The following is a 15,658-nucleotide window of genomic DNA, read 5'->3' on the forward strand; positions in this document are numbered from 1 at the left end:
TTTATCCTTTTACACACACTACCTGACGCAGGGTATGAACGATTTCCACCAGCGACGATTGCGCGGCCATCACGGCATCAATGTCTTTATAGGCCATCGGCGTTTCATCGATCACCTCATTGTCTTTGCGACACTCTACGTGAGAGGTCGCCTGAATATGGTCGCTAAGGGTAAAGCGTTTTTTTGCCGCCGTTCGGCTCATCACTCGCCCAGCGCCGTGGCTGCAGGAACAGAAGCTTTGCTCGTTGCCGAGGCCACGCACGATGAAGCTCTTTGCGCCCATTGAGCCCGGAATAATCCCCATTTGCCCTTTCTGCGCCGACACCGCACCTTTGCGCGTGATCAGTACCTCTTCCCCAAAGTGATGCTCTTTCTGCACATAGTTGTGATGGCAGTTAACCGCCTCCTGCTGCGTAATAAAGGGCTTAGTCACTTCGCGAGAGAGCGCCGCCAGCACGCGCGACATCATCACTTCCCGATTGTGGCGGGCAAAATCCTGCGCCCACTCCACCGCCTCGATGTAGTCCTCATAGTGACGACTCCCCTCCTGAAAATAGGCCAGATTTTTATCCGGCAGATGTCCCAGGTGATGCTGCATATCCTGCTGTGCCAGGGCGATAAACACATTACCGATGGCGTTTCCTACGCCGCGCGAGCCGCTGTGCAACATCACCCAGACGCGCTGCTGCTCATCGAGGCAAATTTCAATAAAGTGATTTCCGGTACCCAGCGTGCCCAGATGCTGATAGTTGTTGGTTTTCCGCAACTGCGGGTATTTATCCGTGAGTTGTTTAAAACGTGGGGCCAGCACCCACCAGCGATCGTCCACTTCTTTCGGTGGCGTTTCCCACGCGCCTTTATCCCGTCGAGAACGGGTATTGGTTCTCCCATGCGGTACTGCCTGTTCAATGGCGCTACGTAAACCGCTGAGATTATCCGGCAAATCACCGGCCACCAGCGACGTGCGAACGGCAATCATCCCACAGCCAATATCCACGCCAACCGCCGCAGGAATAATTGCCCCTTTGGTCGGGATCACGCTGCCGATGGTTGAGCCTTTACCGAGATGAACGTCGGGCATCACCGCAAGGTGTTTGAAAATAAACGGCATCTTTGCGGTATTCAGTAACTGCGCCTGTGCCTCTGGTTCCACGGGCACACCGTGAGTCCACATTTTGATCGGGGCGCCGTATGGCGCTGTCAGTAATTCAAAATCATTCTGTTGCATTGCGTTATCCTTTCAGGTTAACAAGGCCGTGTAATACCTGGTCCAGGCCACCAAATACTGAAATTTTGTCGATACGCTCCGCGACCCTTTCCAGGGTTTCCAGCTCTTTTAAACGCAGCGCCACCGGGTTGTTCTCCATCACCTTTGCGGTGTTTAACAGCGATCGTGTCGCCGCCGTTTCTTCACGTCGGCGAATAACATTCGCCTGGGCCGATTTTTCGGCCTCTACCAGACGGGATAAAATCGTTTTCATATCACCAGGTAAAACAATATCTTTTACCCCAAGCGACGCAATTTCCATTCCAAAGGATGACAGGCGGCCTTGCACCTGTTTGCTGACCACCTCGTCAATGATCTGCTTATCTTCAAGTAACTCATCGAGAGTGCGGGTGCCGACCGCTTCACGCAGTGCGAACTGGAGTTCGCGGTACAAATGTTCCAGCGGTTTCGTAAGCTGTCCGCAGGCCTGCAGCACGTCGCTGTAGCGCCAGTTAGCCGCCAGGTTCAGGCGCAGGTTAACTTTGTCCTTCGTCAGGATCTCCTGCCCGCTCACTTCCACCACCTGAAGGCGCGTATCCACTACCTCTGCCTCAACCAGATGGTTAATTTTCCAGTAAGCCGTCAGTCCCGGCGGTAACAGTGCCTGAATTTCTCCGTCGATTTTCACCACCCCGACGTGCCAGGCAGGTACCTGTACGACCAGCATCGCGTCACGCCCTTTTACCGCGCCATTGCGACGCGGCTGCAGAGCAGCATTCATCACGTCCTCCGGCACCCGCACATCACGGGTATCAATTCTTCGCAGGCTCAACGCCGCATCCTGCTGCCAGTACAGACGACGTGTACAAGGCGGCACAATCTCCTGCAATACGCCATTGTTCGATAACACCCCGATTTCATCCGCAGTAAGATCAACCGCCAGGCAGTAACGTGCCACCCAGTCAGGCTGAAAGCGACGCAGATAATCCGCCAGCGCACCCGGCACCTCGCTGCCGTCCTGGCTCACCACCAGCACGTCGTCAGTATTGAACCAACCCAGACGGTGTTCACCCGCCTCCAGTACCCGGTAATAATCGCCAGCTTTTGCTACCAGTCCTAACTGACCTTTTTTTATCGTGATTTTTTTAGCCATTTTATATTCCTTAAAGTCAGGCGCGGGTGCAGGCACGAAATCACAGGGGAATGCCTTTTCGCCTGCGATCCGGCGCCATTACCGGCGACCTTCATTGGGATTGCTGACTGCGCAATCCCTGTATTTACTTTGATGTTTACAACCAGTTTTCATTGGGAGAATGAATCGGGAATCGAACCCTTCTGTCTGTCATTGGTTGACGGAACGCCCCCGGAAAACAGCCTTGCCGTTCCTGGTGCGCCGACGGGGCCTTAACCCCCAGTGTGCTCAACGTCGTGACGTTATCTGTATTGCCAGAAGCGTGCCAAAAACAAAAATCGCCGTTTTTATTTTTTATTTTATTGATAATTAATGATTTTTTATTTATCAGGCTTTTCATGCATTGCCGTTCGGCTCAACATTTTTTATCCTGTTATATCGACAATTATCTTTCTGGATAAACATGAAGAAGCGGAAGGTGGTAATCGGGGTGCTTGGCACCGTGATGGATAAACGGGGAAAGCGGGCTAATCGCTTTCGCAAATGGCGACCGACCGTCGGGCTGTGCCAACAGCCGGATTTCCCGGTCGACAGGCTGGAGCTGCTACATCAACCGCGAGATCTCGGCATGGCTCAGCAACTGGCGGAAGATATTGTGCTGGTTTCCCCCCACACCGAGGTGCGTCCCAGCACGGTAATCATTGAAGACCCGTGGGATTTCGAAGAGGTTTATGCCGCGTTTCTCGATTTCGCCACCCAGTACACGTTTGATACCGATCACGAAGAGTATTTCGTCCACATCACCACCGGCACGCATGTGGCGCAGATCTGCTGGTTCCTGCTGACGGAAGCCCGCTATCTTCCCGCCAGCCTTTTGCAGACTGGCCCTGCCAGAAAAGAAGCCTCTGCTGAGGAGACTGCAGCCGGAACTTACTCAATTATCGACCTGGATTTAAGCCGCTACACAACCCTTACCAACCGTTTTCAGCGCGAGCAGCAGCAGTCAATCTCATTTCTGAAAGCGGGCATTGATACGCGAAATGCCACCTTTAACACTCTTATCGACAAGATTGAACGCGTGGCGCTACGTTCAACAGCCCCGATCCTGCTGACCGGCCCCACCGGCGCGGGCAAGTCGTTCCTCGCGAACCGCATTTATCAGCTTAAGCAGTCACGCCATCAAGTTTCCGGCAAGCTGGTTTCCGTCAACTGCGCGACCCTGCGCGGTGATAACGCCATGTCCACGCTGTTCGGCCATGTGAAAGGAGCCTTTACCGGCGCACTGTCGGCGCGCAGCGGCCTGCTGCGTGAAGCCGATGGCGGCGTCCTTTTCCTCGACGAGATTGCCGAACTAGGCCTGGATGAACAGGCGATGCTGCTCAAAGCCATTGAAGAGAAAACTTTTTTCCCGTTTGGCTCCGATAAAGAAGTTCACAGCGATTTTCAACTTATCGCCGGAACCCACCGTAATATGCGCCAGTGGGTGGCCGAGGGACGTTTTCGTGAAGATCTCTATGCCCGTATTAATGTGTGGAGCTTTGCCTTGCCCGGCCTTGCCCAACGGAAAGAGGACATCACGCCGAATGTCGACTACGAACTTCAACGTTTCTCTCGCGAAAGCCAGACGCAAATCCGCTTCGATAAAGAGGCGCGCGAAGGCTATCTGGCCTTTGCCTGTTCCAGCAGGGCGCTGTGGCGGGGCAACTTTCGCGAACTGAGCGCCAGCGTCGCACGCATGGCGACGCTGGCGGAACGAGGGCGTATTACTCAGGATCTGGTGCTGGAGGAGATCTCACGTCTTCAGACCGACTGGCAAACTGACGTGACGCAGCCTGCAACTGACATGGAGATTGACCTCTTTGACCAGCGGCAACTTGAAACGGTGCTGGAGGTATGTCGCCGCAGCGCATCGTTGTCTGAAGCCGGACGTGAGCTGTTTGCCGTTTCACGGCTCAAAAAAGCCAATCCTAACGACGCCGACCGACTGCGCAAATATCTGGCTCGCTTTAGTCTGAGCTGGGAAAGCATCCGGTCATAATTCATTTGAATATTACTTCCTTACGCGATAAACAATAACTATAGCCGGGCTCGATCCCGGCTTTTTATAACAAACACATACAACATTCATCGCAAGGAAATCATTATGTTATCCGCTATTACGCGGCTGTTCCCGTTATGGGCGCTGCTGCTCTCCGTACTCGCGTATTACACGCCCACCACGTTCACCGGTATTGGTCCGTGGGTCACCACGCTGCTGATGCTGATCATGTTCGGTATGGGCGTGCATCTGAAAGTCGACGACTTCAAACGCGTGCTGTCTCGCCCTGCGCCCGTCGCGGCAGGAATATTTCTGCACTACCTGGTGATGCCGCTCGCGGCGTGGCTACTGGCGATGGCCTTTAAGATGCCGCCCGACCTTTCCGCCGGGATGGTGCTGGTGGGCAGCGTGGCCAGCGGCACGGCGTCCAACGTCATGATCTATCTGGCGAAAGGCGACGTGGCGCTCTCCGTCACTATCTCGTCCGTCTCTACACTGGTGGGCGTGATTGCCACGCCGCTGTTAACCCGCCTGTACGTGGATGCGCATATTCAGGTGGACGTGATGGGTATGCTGCTGAGCATTCTGCAAATCGTGGTGATCCCGATTGCGCTGGGGCTGGTCATTCACCATCTTTTCCCGCGCGTGGTGAAGGCCGTTGAGCCATACCTGCCCGCATTTTCGATGGTCTGTATTCTGGCCATCATCAGCGCCGTGGTGGCGGGCTCCGCCTCGCACATTGCTTCCGTAGGCTTTGTGGTGATCGTCGCGGTGGTGCTGCATAACACCATTGGCCTGCTGGGCGGCTACTGGGGCGGGAAACTGTTTGGCTTCGACGAATCGACCTGCCGCACGCTGGCAATCGAGGTAGGGATGCAGAACTCCGGCCTGGCGGCGGCGCTCGGTAAAATCTACTTCTCGCCGCTGGCGGCCCTGCCGGGTGCGCTGTTCTCCGTCTGGCATAACCTCTCCGGCTCGCTGCTGGCGGGCTACTGGTCCGGCAAACCGATTGAGGAACAAACGAAAAAAGATGCGGTGAAGCAGGGTTAATTGACTCAGCTTGCTTTACACTGAAGCCTCTCTCTCAGGAGGCTTCAGCAATGGCGACACCACGTTTGACCCAGAAAGACATGACGGAAGCCGAGCAGCGCGAACTGAAAACGCTTCTCGACCGCGCCCGCATCGCGCATGGCCGTACGCTGACCAACGCCGAAACCAATCAGGTGAAAAAAGAGTACATCGACAAACTGATGGCGCAGCGTGACGCCGAGGCGAAAAAAGCCCGCAAACTGAAAAAGCAGCAGGCTTACAAGCCGGATACCGAAACGACCTTTTCCTGGTCGGCCAATACCTCTACCCGTGGAAGGCGCTAGCTAGCGCCCTTTCTTTTTACGGCCAGGCTGGGTAAATCGCTTCCCGTTGCCCGGTCTGCCGCGTCCTTTCTCTTCCGCCTGCGGTGCCTTCACGACCGGACGCTTAATCGCCTGGGTTTTCGGTTTTGCTTTGGCTTTCGGCTTCGCTTCGGACGAGGAGTTCTCGATAAGCTTGAACAGCTCGATCAGTTCGTCGTCCGTTAAGTCGCGCCATTCGCCCAGCGGAATGCCGGACAGGCTGACGTTCATGATGCGCGTGCGCTCCAGCTTCGTCACTTCATAACCGAAGTACTCGCACATGCGGCGGATCTGGCGGTTTAAGCCCTGCACAAGGGTAATACGGAACGCGAACGGCGCTTCTTTCTTCACCTTACACTTTTTCGTAACGGTACCGAGGATCGGCACACCGGCGCCCATACCGCGAATAAAGTGGTCCGTGACCGGCTTATTCACCGTCACAATGTACTCTTTCTCGTGATCGTTACCGGCACGCAGGATCTTGTTGACCAGATCGCCGTGGTTAGTGAGGAAAATCAGCCCCTGAGAGTCTTTATCCAGACGGCCAATCGGGAAGATACGGCTGCTGTGGTTCACGAAATCAACGATGTTGTCCCGCTCGCCATCTTCCGTGGTGCTGACAATCCCAACCGGTTTGTTCAACGCGATAAACACCAGGTCTTCGGCATCACGCGGTTCGATGAGCTGACCATTCACTTTAACCACATCGCCAGGCATCACCTGGTCACCAATCGTGGCGCGTTTGCCGTTGAGGAACACATTACCTTGTTCAATGTAACGGTCCGCCTCGCGACGTGAGCAGATCCCGCTCTCGCTAATGTATTTGTTTAATCGGGTTGATTGAGTTGGCAGCATAGTTTCTCCTGTGAAGGGCGAAATATACCTTAGGTATGGACTGGAAAAAAAGATTAGCCGACGGTAACTGAGACGGGTTTTTTAGTTTGCGAGACGCTTTCAGGATTTTGCATCCTGTCATTTACCCATGTGTTCAAGCCTTTTAGTTTTACTCTCCATGGAGAAGTATTTGTAGTTTATAAATCACAGGGAGTAATATGAAGGAGATTGTTCAGACAGAATCCTTCCGACGCTGGGAGCAAAACTTAAAAGATCGACGAGCGAAGACCATTATCGCTTCCCGCCTCTTTCGGTTGGCAAATGGCTTAGCTGGCGACGTTAAACCCGTGGGAGAAGGTATAAGTGAGCTAAGGATCCACTTTGGTCCGGGCTACAGAATCTATTTTAAAGACCAGGGCAATTACATCATCGTGCTGTTATGTGGTGGTGACAAAAGCAGCCAGGCCAGAGACATACTGATGGCAAAAATGCTGAGCAATGTATCCCAATGGCAGGAGTGAATGAGCATGCATAAATTAACACCTTACGATCCCGCCAACGCGTTGGTGGATGACGAGGAAATCGCCGTGTTTATCGCTGATGCACTAGAAACAGGCGACTCGACATATATCGCTAAAGCCCTTGGTGTTGTCGCGCGAGCCAAAGGCATGTCGAACATTTCACAGCAAACCGGTTTATCACGTGAGCAGCTTTATCGGTCATTCAGTGATAAAGGAAACCCAACGCTCAAAACTACGCTCGCGGTCATGAAAGCATTGGGTTTTGGGTTAACACTCAAACACGCCGGGGATTAATACTCATCCCGCTGGTCATCTTCATCCGGCTGTTCCATCACGCTGTAGGCCACCGCACAGAACAACGAGTTAAGGCGCTTCATATCGCCCAGCAGTCCCAGGTGGAGTGAGCTGGTTTCGATACTCTGCACGTTTTGCTGATGCAGACGCTCAACGTGGGCGTGCGAGTAGCGGCGGTTAAGAATGCGGAATCGATGCTTGTTACGGCGCAGGCGGCGCGCGCTCGGGACGTCGCTGGAAAAGAAGACCAGCATCGCCAGCTTCAGGTTACTGACCAACTGCTCGTGCAGCGCTTCCAGCTCCTTCAGGCCTTCAACGGAGAACGCCCGGCGTGCGGCCAGCGACTTATCGGCGATCTCGCTGCCCATGCGCTCAACGATATCGGAGGCCTGCTCAAGGTTGAGCGACATCTCAATGATTTCCGCCCAGCGGCGGGACTCCTCCTCCGCCAGCTCGTCCTGCGGCATGCGCGCCAGGTAGAGCTTAATGGCGGTATAGAGCACGTTGATATCATCCGCCAGTCTGCGCAGCTCTTTCTCCTCCCGCGGCTCGCCGTGCATTACCTTTTGCAGGCCTTCGAGCATGGTCTCCATCGCGTCGCCCATGCGCAGCGTCTCGCGTGCGGCATTCGCCAGCGCCAGCGCCGGGGTGTCCAGCGCGGAGGTATCCAGATGCTTCGGCTTCAGGCGCGCATCCAGCTCCGGTTCGTCCTGAATGAGTCGTTCGCAGAAGCGGGCCATCGACCCGGCAAAAGGGACCATCGCCAGGCAGCGCACCAGGTTGTAGAACACGTGGAAATAGATCACCAGCTCCGCCTTCGGCAGCGGGAGGTTGTCCATCAGGTTCGCCAGCGGATGGATAAAGGGCAGGATAATCAGGCTGCCCACCAGCTTAAACAGCAGGCTACCGAGCGCCACGCGGCGGGCGGCAGCGTTGGCGGCGCTGTTATTGAGCATCGCCAGCAGGCCAGAGCCGAGGTTGGCACCGATCACCAGACACAGCGCGACCGGGAAGGAGATCGCCCCGGCGGCGGTGAGCGTGGCCGTCAGCAGCACGGCGGCCAGGCTGGAGTAGCTGACGATGGCAAACACCGCGCCAATCAGCGCGTCGAGCATGATGTCCCCGGTCAGGGAAGCGAAGATGACCTGAACGCCGTTGGCCTCGGTAATCGGGGTGACCGCCTGCACAATCAGCTCCAGCGCCAGCAGGATCAGCCCCAGGCCAATGCCCACGCGTCCAAGCTGGCCGGCCCGCGTCTGTTTGCGGCCGAGGAAAAAGATGACGCCGACAAAAATCAGCAGCGGCGACAGCCAGGAGAGGTCAAACGTCAGGATACGCGCCATCAGCGCGGTACCCACATCAGCCCCCAGCACAATGACCAGCGCCGGGGCCAGCGCCACCAGATCCTGCGCCACAAAGGAGGTGACAAGCAGGGTTGTGGCGTTGCTGCTCTGAACCAGTGCCGTTACGCCAATGCCCGCGCAGAAGGCGAGCGGCTTCTTCTCAACGCTGCTGCTGAGAACGGTACGTAAACGGGCGCCAAAAACGCGCATCACGCCGGTACGGACGATATGGGTGCCCCATACGAGCAGTGCGACTGCAGAGAGCAGATGTAACAGGGTCAGCACGGAAGGTTTTCCTCCTTATCATTATTCGTTTTCCATAGGTTTAGTATAAGGGGTTAAGCGTAAGAAAGAGACAAGGCACCCTTGAGGTGCCTTGTTTGTTGTAAGGAAAAGTGACGTTAGTCTGCGTCGTAGCCTAAGTTCGGGGCCAGCCAGCGCTCGACTTCTGACACGCTCATGCCTTTGCGCAGGGCGTAATCTTCAATCTGATCGCGCTGCAGCTGCGCCACGGCAAAGTACTTGCTGTCCGGATGACTGAAGTACCAGCCTGAAACTGACGCACCCGGCCACATGGCGAACGACTCGGTGAGCTTCATCCCGGTATGGGCTTCGACGTCCAGCAGTTGCCAGATCGTGCCCTTTTCGGTGTGCTCCGGGCAGGCCGGATAGCCCGGTGCCGGACGAATCCCCTGGTAGTTTTCGCGGATCAGCTCCTCGTTGCTGAGGTTTTCATTCGCCGCGTAGCCCCAGTGCACCTTACGCACGCGCTCGTGCAGGTACTCGGCGAAGGCTTCCGCCAGGCGGTCGGCTATCGCTTTCACCATGATTTTATTGTAATCGTCGTGCTGCGCTTCGAACGCGTCCGCCAGGGCATCTTCTTCCAGACCGCCGGTCACGGCAAAGGCGCCAATATAGTCGGCTTTACCGCTCAGCTTCGGCGCGACAAAATCGGCCAGGCAGTAGTTGGCAAAGCCCACTTTCTCGGTTTGCTGACGCAGATGGCGGCTGACCGCCAGTACGTGAGTGCGGGTTTCATCGCGGTAAATTTCGATGTCGTCACCCACACGGTTAGCCGGGAACAGGCCCACGACGCCGCGCGGGTTAAGGGTTTTCTCCGCACTCAGCCTGTCGAGCATATCGTTGGCATCTTTAAACAGGCGTTTCGCCTCCTCGCCAACCACCTCATCTTCCAGGATGCGCGGATATTTGCCCGCCAGCGACCAGGTCATAAAGAACGGCGTCCAGTCGATGTAGTTGCGCAGCGTTTCGATGCTGGCGCTGACTTCCTGAACGCCCAGGCGATGCGCGACCGGTGGCGTATAGCTCGACCAGTCAAACGCCAGATCGTTATCGCGCGCCGCCTGGAGTGAAACTGGCGGGGTGCGCGGTTTCTTGCGCCCGTGCTGGATGCGAACGGTTTCGTACTCTTTGCGGGTGCGCTCGACAAACTCGTCGCGCTGGGTGTCAGAGAGCAGCGCGGAGACCACGCCCACCGTGCGCGAGGCGTTCTGCACGTAGACCGTCGGCCCGCTGTAGTTCTGCTCGATTTTCACCGCCGTGTGCGCTTTGGAGGTGGTCGCGCCGCCAATCAGCAGCGGAATGGTGAAGCCCTGACGCTCCATCTCCTTCGCCACGTTAACCATCTCGTCCAGCGACGGGGTGATCAGCCCGGAGAGGCCAATCAGATCGGCGTTCACTTCGCGCGCGGTCTTGAGGATTTTATCCGCCGGAACCATCACGCCGAGGTCGATAATCTCGTAGTTATTACACTGCAGCACCACGCCGACGATATTCTTGCCGATGTCGTGCACGTCACCCTTGACGGTGGCGATGACCATCTTGCCGTTGCTGGAGCCTTTCTCTTTGCTGGCCTCGATAAACGGCTCCAGGTACGCCACGGCCTGCTTCATCACGCGGGCGGATTTCACCACCTGTGGCAGGAACATTTTGCCTTCACCGAACAGATCGCCTACCACGTTCATGCCGTCCATCAGCGGCCCTTCGATCACTTCAATCGGGCGGGCTGACTGCTGACGCGCCTCTTCGGTGTCCTGCTCGATAAACTCGGTGATGCCTTTTACCAGCGAATATTCCAGACGCTTTTTCACGTCCCAGGCACGCCACTCTGCCTGCTGAACGTTGGCTGCGTCATCCGACTTGCTGCCGCGGTATTTCTCCGCCAGGTCCAGCAGCCGTTCGGTGGCGTCGTCGCGGCGGTTGAGGATCACGTCTTCCACCGCGTCGCGCAGCTCTGCGGGCAGGTCGTCGTAAATCGCCAGCTGGCCGGCGTTAACGATCCCCATGTCCATCCCGTTGCGGATGGCGTAGTAGAGGAACACGGCGTGGATCGCTTCACGCACCGGGTCGTTACCGCGGAACGAGAACGAGACGTTCGACACGCCGCCGGAAATGAGGGCATGCGGCAGCTCGCGCTTAATGTCCTCGCACGCGCCGATAAAGTCCTGGGCGTAGTTATTGTGCTCTTCGATGCCGGTCGCCACGGCGAAGATGTTCGGGTCAAAGATGATGTCTTCCGGCGGGAAGCCCACCTCTTCGGTCAGTATTTTGTACGCGCGGCGGCAAATCTCAATTTTACGCGCGCGGGTATCGGCCTGGCCCACTTCGTCGAAGGCCATGACCACCACGGCGGCACCGTAGCGGCGGACCCTCTTCGCGTGGTGGATGAAGACATCAATGCCCTCTTTCATGGAGATGGAGTTGACGATGCCTTTACCCTGAATGCACTTCAGCCCCTTCTCGATCACGTCCCATTTGGAGGAGTCGATCATGATCGGCACGCGGGCGATGTCCGGCTCACCGGCAATCAGGTTGAGGAAACGCACCATCGCCGCTTCGGCGTCGAGCATCCCCTCATCCATGTTGATATCGATAATCTGCGCGCCGCTTTCCACCTGCTGGCGGGCAACGTCCAGCGCTTCGCTGTACTTCTCTTCTTTGATCAGGCGTTTAAACTTCGCGGAACCGGTGACGTTCGTACGCTCACCCACGTTCACAAACAGGCTGTCTTCACCAATGGTCAACGGCTCAAGGCCGGAGAGGCGACAGGCAACCGGCAGTTCGGGCAGCCTGCGTGGCGGCAGTCCGGCGACGGCATTGCTCATGGCGGCGATATGCTCCGGCGTGGTGCCGCAGCAGCCGCCGACGATGTTCAGAAAGCCAGACTCGGCCCACTCGCGGATTTGTGCCGCCATGGTGTCGGCATCCAGATCGTATTCACCGAAGGCATTTGGCAGACCGGCGTTCGGGTGCGCGGTGACGTAGCATTCCGCGATGCGCGACAGCTCCTGCACGTACTGGCGCAGTTCATCCGGGCCCAGCGCGCAGTTCAGGCCGAAGGAGAGCGCGTCGGCGTGGCGCAGGGAGTTATAAAACGCTTCGGTGGTCTGGCCGGACAGGGTACGGCCAGAGGCGTCGGTGATGGTGCCGGAAATCATGATCGGCAGGTCAACGCCCAGCGCCTCGAACTCCTCTTTCACCGCGTAAATCGCGGCTTTGGCATTGAGGGTATCGAAGACGGTTTCAATCAGGATCAGATCTGAACCACCTTCCACCAGCGCTTTGGTCGATTCACGGTAGGCCGCAACCAGCTGGTCAAAGGTGATATTACGAAACGCCGGGTCGTTGACGTCCGGTGAAATCGACGCGGTGCGGTTCGTCGGGCCAAGCACCCCGGCAACGTAGCGCGGCTTATCCGGCGTGCGGGCCGTCCACTCGTCGGCGCAGGCTCGCGCCAGCTTCGCGGCTTCAAAGTTGATTTCCGCCGACAGGGATTCCATCTGGTAATCCGCCATGGCGATGGTTGTCGAGTTAAAGGTGTTGGTTTCAACGATATCCGCACCCGCTTCGAAGTAGGCGTTGTGGATATCCTTAATCACGGACGGCTTGCTGAGCACCAGCAGGTCGTTGTTCCCTTTCAGGTCGCAGGGCCAGTCGGCAAAGCGTTCGCCGCGGAAATCATCTTCACTCAGGCGATAGCCCTGGATCATGGTGCCCATGCCGCCGTCCAGCACCAGAATTCGTTCATTTAACTGCGCACGCAGTTGCTCTACTTTGCTGCTCACACTTGCTCCCGACAACGCTCAACAAGGCCAAAAGGCTGCGTTCCATACTGGCACAATCTCGCAGGGTGGAAAAGCCGCTCAGCGGTAACATGAGACATGTTCACCATCACTCCTCCGATCAGTCAGGATAACGGTTGCAAATTCACCAAATAAAACGAAAATGATTTCCACGATACAGAAAAAGGAGATCGTCATGGTCGCGACCGTTCCCGCTAAACGCGGCAGAAAACCTGCTGCCACCACCGCCGCCGCACAACAGGGCGGACAGGTTCAATCGCTCACGCGCGGTCTGAAGCTGCTGGAGTGGATAGCCGAGTCGCACAGCAGCGTGGCCCTGACGGAGCTGGCCCAGCAGGCTGGCCTGCCGAACTCCACAACACACCGCCTGCTGACCACCATGCAGCAGCTGGGTTTTGTCCGCCAGGTGGGCGAGCTGGGACACTGGGCGGTGGGCGCGCATGCGTTTATCGTGGGCAGCAGCTTCCTGCAGAGTCGCAACCTGCTGGCGATTGTGCATCCGATTCTGCGCAAATTGATGGAAGAGTCGGGCGAGACCGTGAATCTGGCCGTGCTCGACCAGAGCGACCATCAGGCGATTATCATCGACCAGGTACAGTGCACGCAGCTGATGCGCATGTCCGCGCCGATTGGCGGTAAGCTGCCGATGCACGCGTCCGGGGCGGGGAAAGCATTTCTCTCTCAGCTGAGCGAGGAGCAGGTGACGGGGCTGCTGCACCGTAAAGGGCTGCACGCCTATACCCACGCCACGCTGGTGTCACCCGTCCATCTGAAAGAAGATCTGGCCCTGACCCGCAAGCGCGGCTATTCGTTTGACGACGAGGAGCACGCCCTCGGCCTGCGCTGTATCGCAGCCTGTATTTTTGACGAGCACCGCGAGCCGTTTGCCGCCATCTCTATCTCCGGGCCGATTTCGCGTATGACCGACGATCGCGTAACCGAACTGGGTGCGCTGGTGATTAAGGCGGCGAAAGAGGTGACGCTGGCGTACGGTGGGATTCGTTAAGCATGCATTGCCGGGTGGCGGCTTCGCCTTACCCGGCCTACATGATGCCCTCTGAAAATCTGATGCAAAACCGCTGCTTGCGGCGGTATGCATACACATCTTCGACATGCCCATTTTTGATCCGCGTTTGCAGTCCGCGCCAGTAGCTGGCGCGAAACAGATCGGCATGCATCTCTTCGAATAGCGGCCCGATGCGCGGATCGGCGCACAGCCAGTGGCGAAACTCTTCGGGAAACACATCGCCCGGTGAAACGCTGTACCACGGCTCGCTGGAAAGCTCATCTTCCGGGTAACGGGGCGGTGGGATATCGCGGAAGTTCACCTCGGTCATATAGCAAATTTCGTCGTAATCGTAGAACACCACTCGCCCGTGACGGGTGACGCCGAAGTTTTTAAACAGCATATCGCCCGGGAAGATGTTGGCGGCGGCAAGCTGGCGAATCGCGTTGCCGTACTCTTCAATCGCATCTCTTAAAGCCTGACCCTCGGACTGCTCCAGCCAGATATTCAGCGGCACCATGCGTCGTTCAATGTAGAGATGGCTAATGACGATCTTGTCACCAAGATCGGTGATTTTGGCGGGTGCTTCCTGCATTAAAAGCGCCATGAGTGCCGGATCGATCTGCTGTTTATCCAGCACAAAGTTTTCGAATTCCTGAGTATCCGCCATGCGCCCGACGCGGTCATGCTCCTTAACCAGCTGGTAGCATGCGCGGACGTGCGCGGCGGTCATCTCTTTCTGCGGCGCGAATCTGTCCTTAATTACCTTAAAGACCCGGTCAAAGCCCGGCAGCGTAAACACCAGCATCACCATGCCGCGAATGCCGGGCGCTTCGATAAACTGCTCATCAGCGGTAGTGACATAACGCAGGTATTCCCGGTAGCTTTCCGTTTTAGCGTGCTTCTGGCAGCCAATAGCCATATACAGCTCGGCGGTGGTTTTGCCCGGCAGGATCTCGCGCAGCCACTCCACCAGCGCGGCAGGTAACGGTGCATAGACCATAAAATAGGAGCGGGCGAAGCCAAACACGATGCTGGCCTCGGCGCTGGTGGTCAGGCAGGTATCGACAAACAGTTCCCCACCGTCGGTGCGGTGAATGGGCAGCAGAAACGGCACAATGGCCGTCGGCGTAACCAGTTTGCCCACCAGCCAGGCGGCTTTATTGCGGTAGAAAAGCTCATTGGCCACCTGCAAATGGCTGTGGCTGAGCACCTCTGCACCGAACGTTTCGTTGAGATGGGCGTGGATATACCCGATATCCCGGGTTTTATTCTCCCAGGGCAGGCGCAGCGGCAGATCTGTAAGCACGCGGTGCAGGAGCTTTTCCCATCCGCGATCGGGGAAGAAATCTTTCGCCAGCGGACGCGGAATGGTACGAAAGCGTCGCTCGGGCTGGGAGCTGAAGATAAATAACCGCTCAGGAGATAATGAGCGGTGGTCAAATAACCGGCAATAGACGGAGTTGAAAAAGCTCTCCGCAATCTCGAAGCGCGGGTAGTCGGGTAACAAATGGGTGTAATGCTCTTTTACGCGCAGTAAAAATTCCGCGTCCGGACTTTTACCGTCGGTAATACAGCGCAACTGCTCCACCACCAGACCCACGTGGTGGTCATAAAGATGGATACGCTGCTTCATGGCCTGCTGAACCGCATGCCAGTCTGCGTGTTCGAAGCGCTGCTGCGCGCCGGAGGTCACTTCAAGAAAACGACCATACTGGGCATCGAAGCCCTGCAAAATAGTTTGGGCAATCAGTAATTCCAGGCCACGCGACATATATTCCCCCTCACC

Annotated in this window: 12 protein-coding genes; 6 read left to right on the top strand and 6 right to left on the bottom strand. The window is 56.8% G+C overall.

Translation table 11 applies throughout. From position 1 onward, the window contains the following. Position 1: 1 nt before the first annotated feature. Positions 2 to 1,228, bottom strand: a complete 1,227-nt coding sequence (locus ACMGGE_RS15525) for an RtcB family protein (protein WP_420293931.1) — start codon at positions 1,226 to 1,228, stop codon at positions 2 to 4. Between the two features lie 4 nt (positions 1,229 to 1,232). Further along, positions 1,233 to 2,360, bottom strand: coding sequence for a slipin family protein (locus ACMGGE_RS15530; RefSeq protein WP_048226415.1), 1,128 nt, complete (start codon positions 2,358 to 2,360; stop codon positions 1,233 to 1,235). A gap of 442 nt (positions 2,361 to 2,802) precedes the next feature. On the opposite strand from ACMGGE_RS15530, the gene rtcR reads away from it, so the two are divergent. From rtcR to ACMGGE_RS15545, 3 genes are all read left to right on the top strand, one after another. Further along, the gene (gene rtcR, locus ACMGGE_RS15535; protein ID WP_045909141.1) at positions 2,803 to 4,377 is read left to right on the top strand and encodes an RNA repair transcriptional activator RtcR; all 1,575 of its coding nucleotides are present in this window, start codon (positions 2,803 to 2,805) and stop codon (positions 4,375 to 4,377) included. Positions 4,378 to 4,482: 105 nt separating this feature from the next. Beyond that, positions 4,483 to 5,427: a ketopantoate/pantoate/pantothenate transporter PanS gene (panS, locus tag ACMGGE_RS15540; protein ID WP_045909140.1), complete on the top strand. Its 945-nt coding sequence runs from the start codon at positions 4,483 to 4,485 to the stop codon at positions 5,425 to 5,427. A 50-nt stretch (positions 5,428 to 5,477) separates the two neighbouring features. Further along, complete coding sequence (locus ACMGGE_RS15545) at positions 5,478 to 5,750, top strand: DUF3811 domain-containing protein (RefSeq protein ID WP_014830263.1); 273 nt, start codon at positions 5,478 to 5,480, stop codon at positions 5,748 to 5,750. On the opposite strand, the gene rluF is transcribed toward ACMGGE_RS15545, so the two are convergent. Continuing rightward, the gene (rluF, locus tag ACMGGE_RS15550) at positions 5,751 to 6,623 is read right to left on the bottom strand and encodes a 23S rRNA pseudouridine(2604) synthase RluF (RefSeq protein ID WP_420293932.1); all 873 of its coding nucleotides are present in this window, start codon (positions 6,621 to 6,623) and stop codon (positions 5,751 to 5,753) included. Between the two features lie 197 nt (positions 6,624 to 6,820). On the opposite strand from rluF, the gene ACMGGE_RS15555 reads away from it, so the two are divergent. Together ACMGGE_RS15555 and ACMGGE_RS15560 are read left to right on the top strand one after the other, a co-directional pair. Beyond that, positions 6,821 to 7,123, top strand: coding sequence for a type II toxin-antitoxin system RelE/ParE family toxin (locus tag ACMGGE_RS15555; protein WP_023293553.1), 303 nt, complete (start codon positions 6,821 to 6,823; stop codon positions 7,121 to 7,123). A gap of 6 nt (positions 7,124 to 7,129) precedes the next feature. Then, on the top strand, positions 7,130 to 7,417 hold the full coding sequence (locus ACMGGE_RS15560) for an addiction module antidote protein (RefSeq protein ID WP_021242718.1): 288 nt from the start codon (positions 7,130 to 7,132) through the stop codon (positions 7,415 to 7,417). Here ACMGGE_RS15560 and ACMGGE_RS15565 read toward each other — a convergent pair. After that, positions 7,414 to 9,045 carry a Na/Pi cotransporter family protein gene (locus tag ACMGGE_RS15565; protein ID WP_008503411.1) on the bottom strand — a complete coding sequence of 544 codons (1,632 nt, stop codon included), beginning with the start codon at positions 9,043 to 9,045 and terminating at the stop codon, positions 7,414 to 7,416. The genes ACMGGE_RS15560 and ACMGGE_RS15565 overlap by 4 nt on opposite strands. A gap of 116 nt (positions 9,046 to 9,161) precedes the next feature. Beyond that, positions 9,162 to 12,845 carry a methionine synthase gene (metH, locus tag ACMGGE_RS15570; protein WP_420293933.1) on the bottom strand — a complete coding sequence of 1,228 codons (3,684 nt, stop codon included), beginning with the start codon at positions 12,843 to 12,845 and terminating at the stop codon, positions 9,162 to 9,164. Between the two features lie 193 nt (positions 12,846 to 13,038). On the opposite strand from metH, the gene iclR reads away from it, so the two are divergent. Further along, on the top strand, positions 13,039 to 13,869 hold the full coding sequence (iclR, locus tag ACMGGE_RS15575; RefSeq protein ID WP_126534939.1) for a glyoxylate bypass operon transcriptional repressor IclR: 831 nt from the start codon (positions 13,039 to 13,041) through the stop codon (positions 13,867 to 13,869). A gap of 37 nt (positions 13,870 to 13,906) precedes the next feature. On the opposite strand, the gene aceK is transcribed toward iclR, so the two are convergent. Continuing rightward, entirely contained in the window at positions 13,907 to 15,643 is a 1,737-nt protein-coding gene (gene aceK / locus ACMGGE_RS15580) for a bifunctional isocitrate dehydrogenase kinase/phosphatase (protein WP_274241677.1), read from the bottom strand. Positions 15,644 to 15,658 lie beyond the last annotated feature (15 nt).

It is taken from the genome of Enterobacter sp. BNK-22, assembly GCF_048684805.1.
Classification (GTDB): Bacteria; Pseudomonadota; Gammaproteobacteria; order Enterobacterales; family Enterobacteriaceae; genus Enterobacter; species Enterobacter quasiroggenkampii.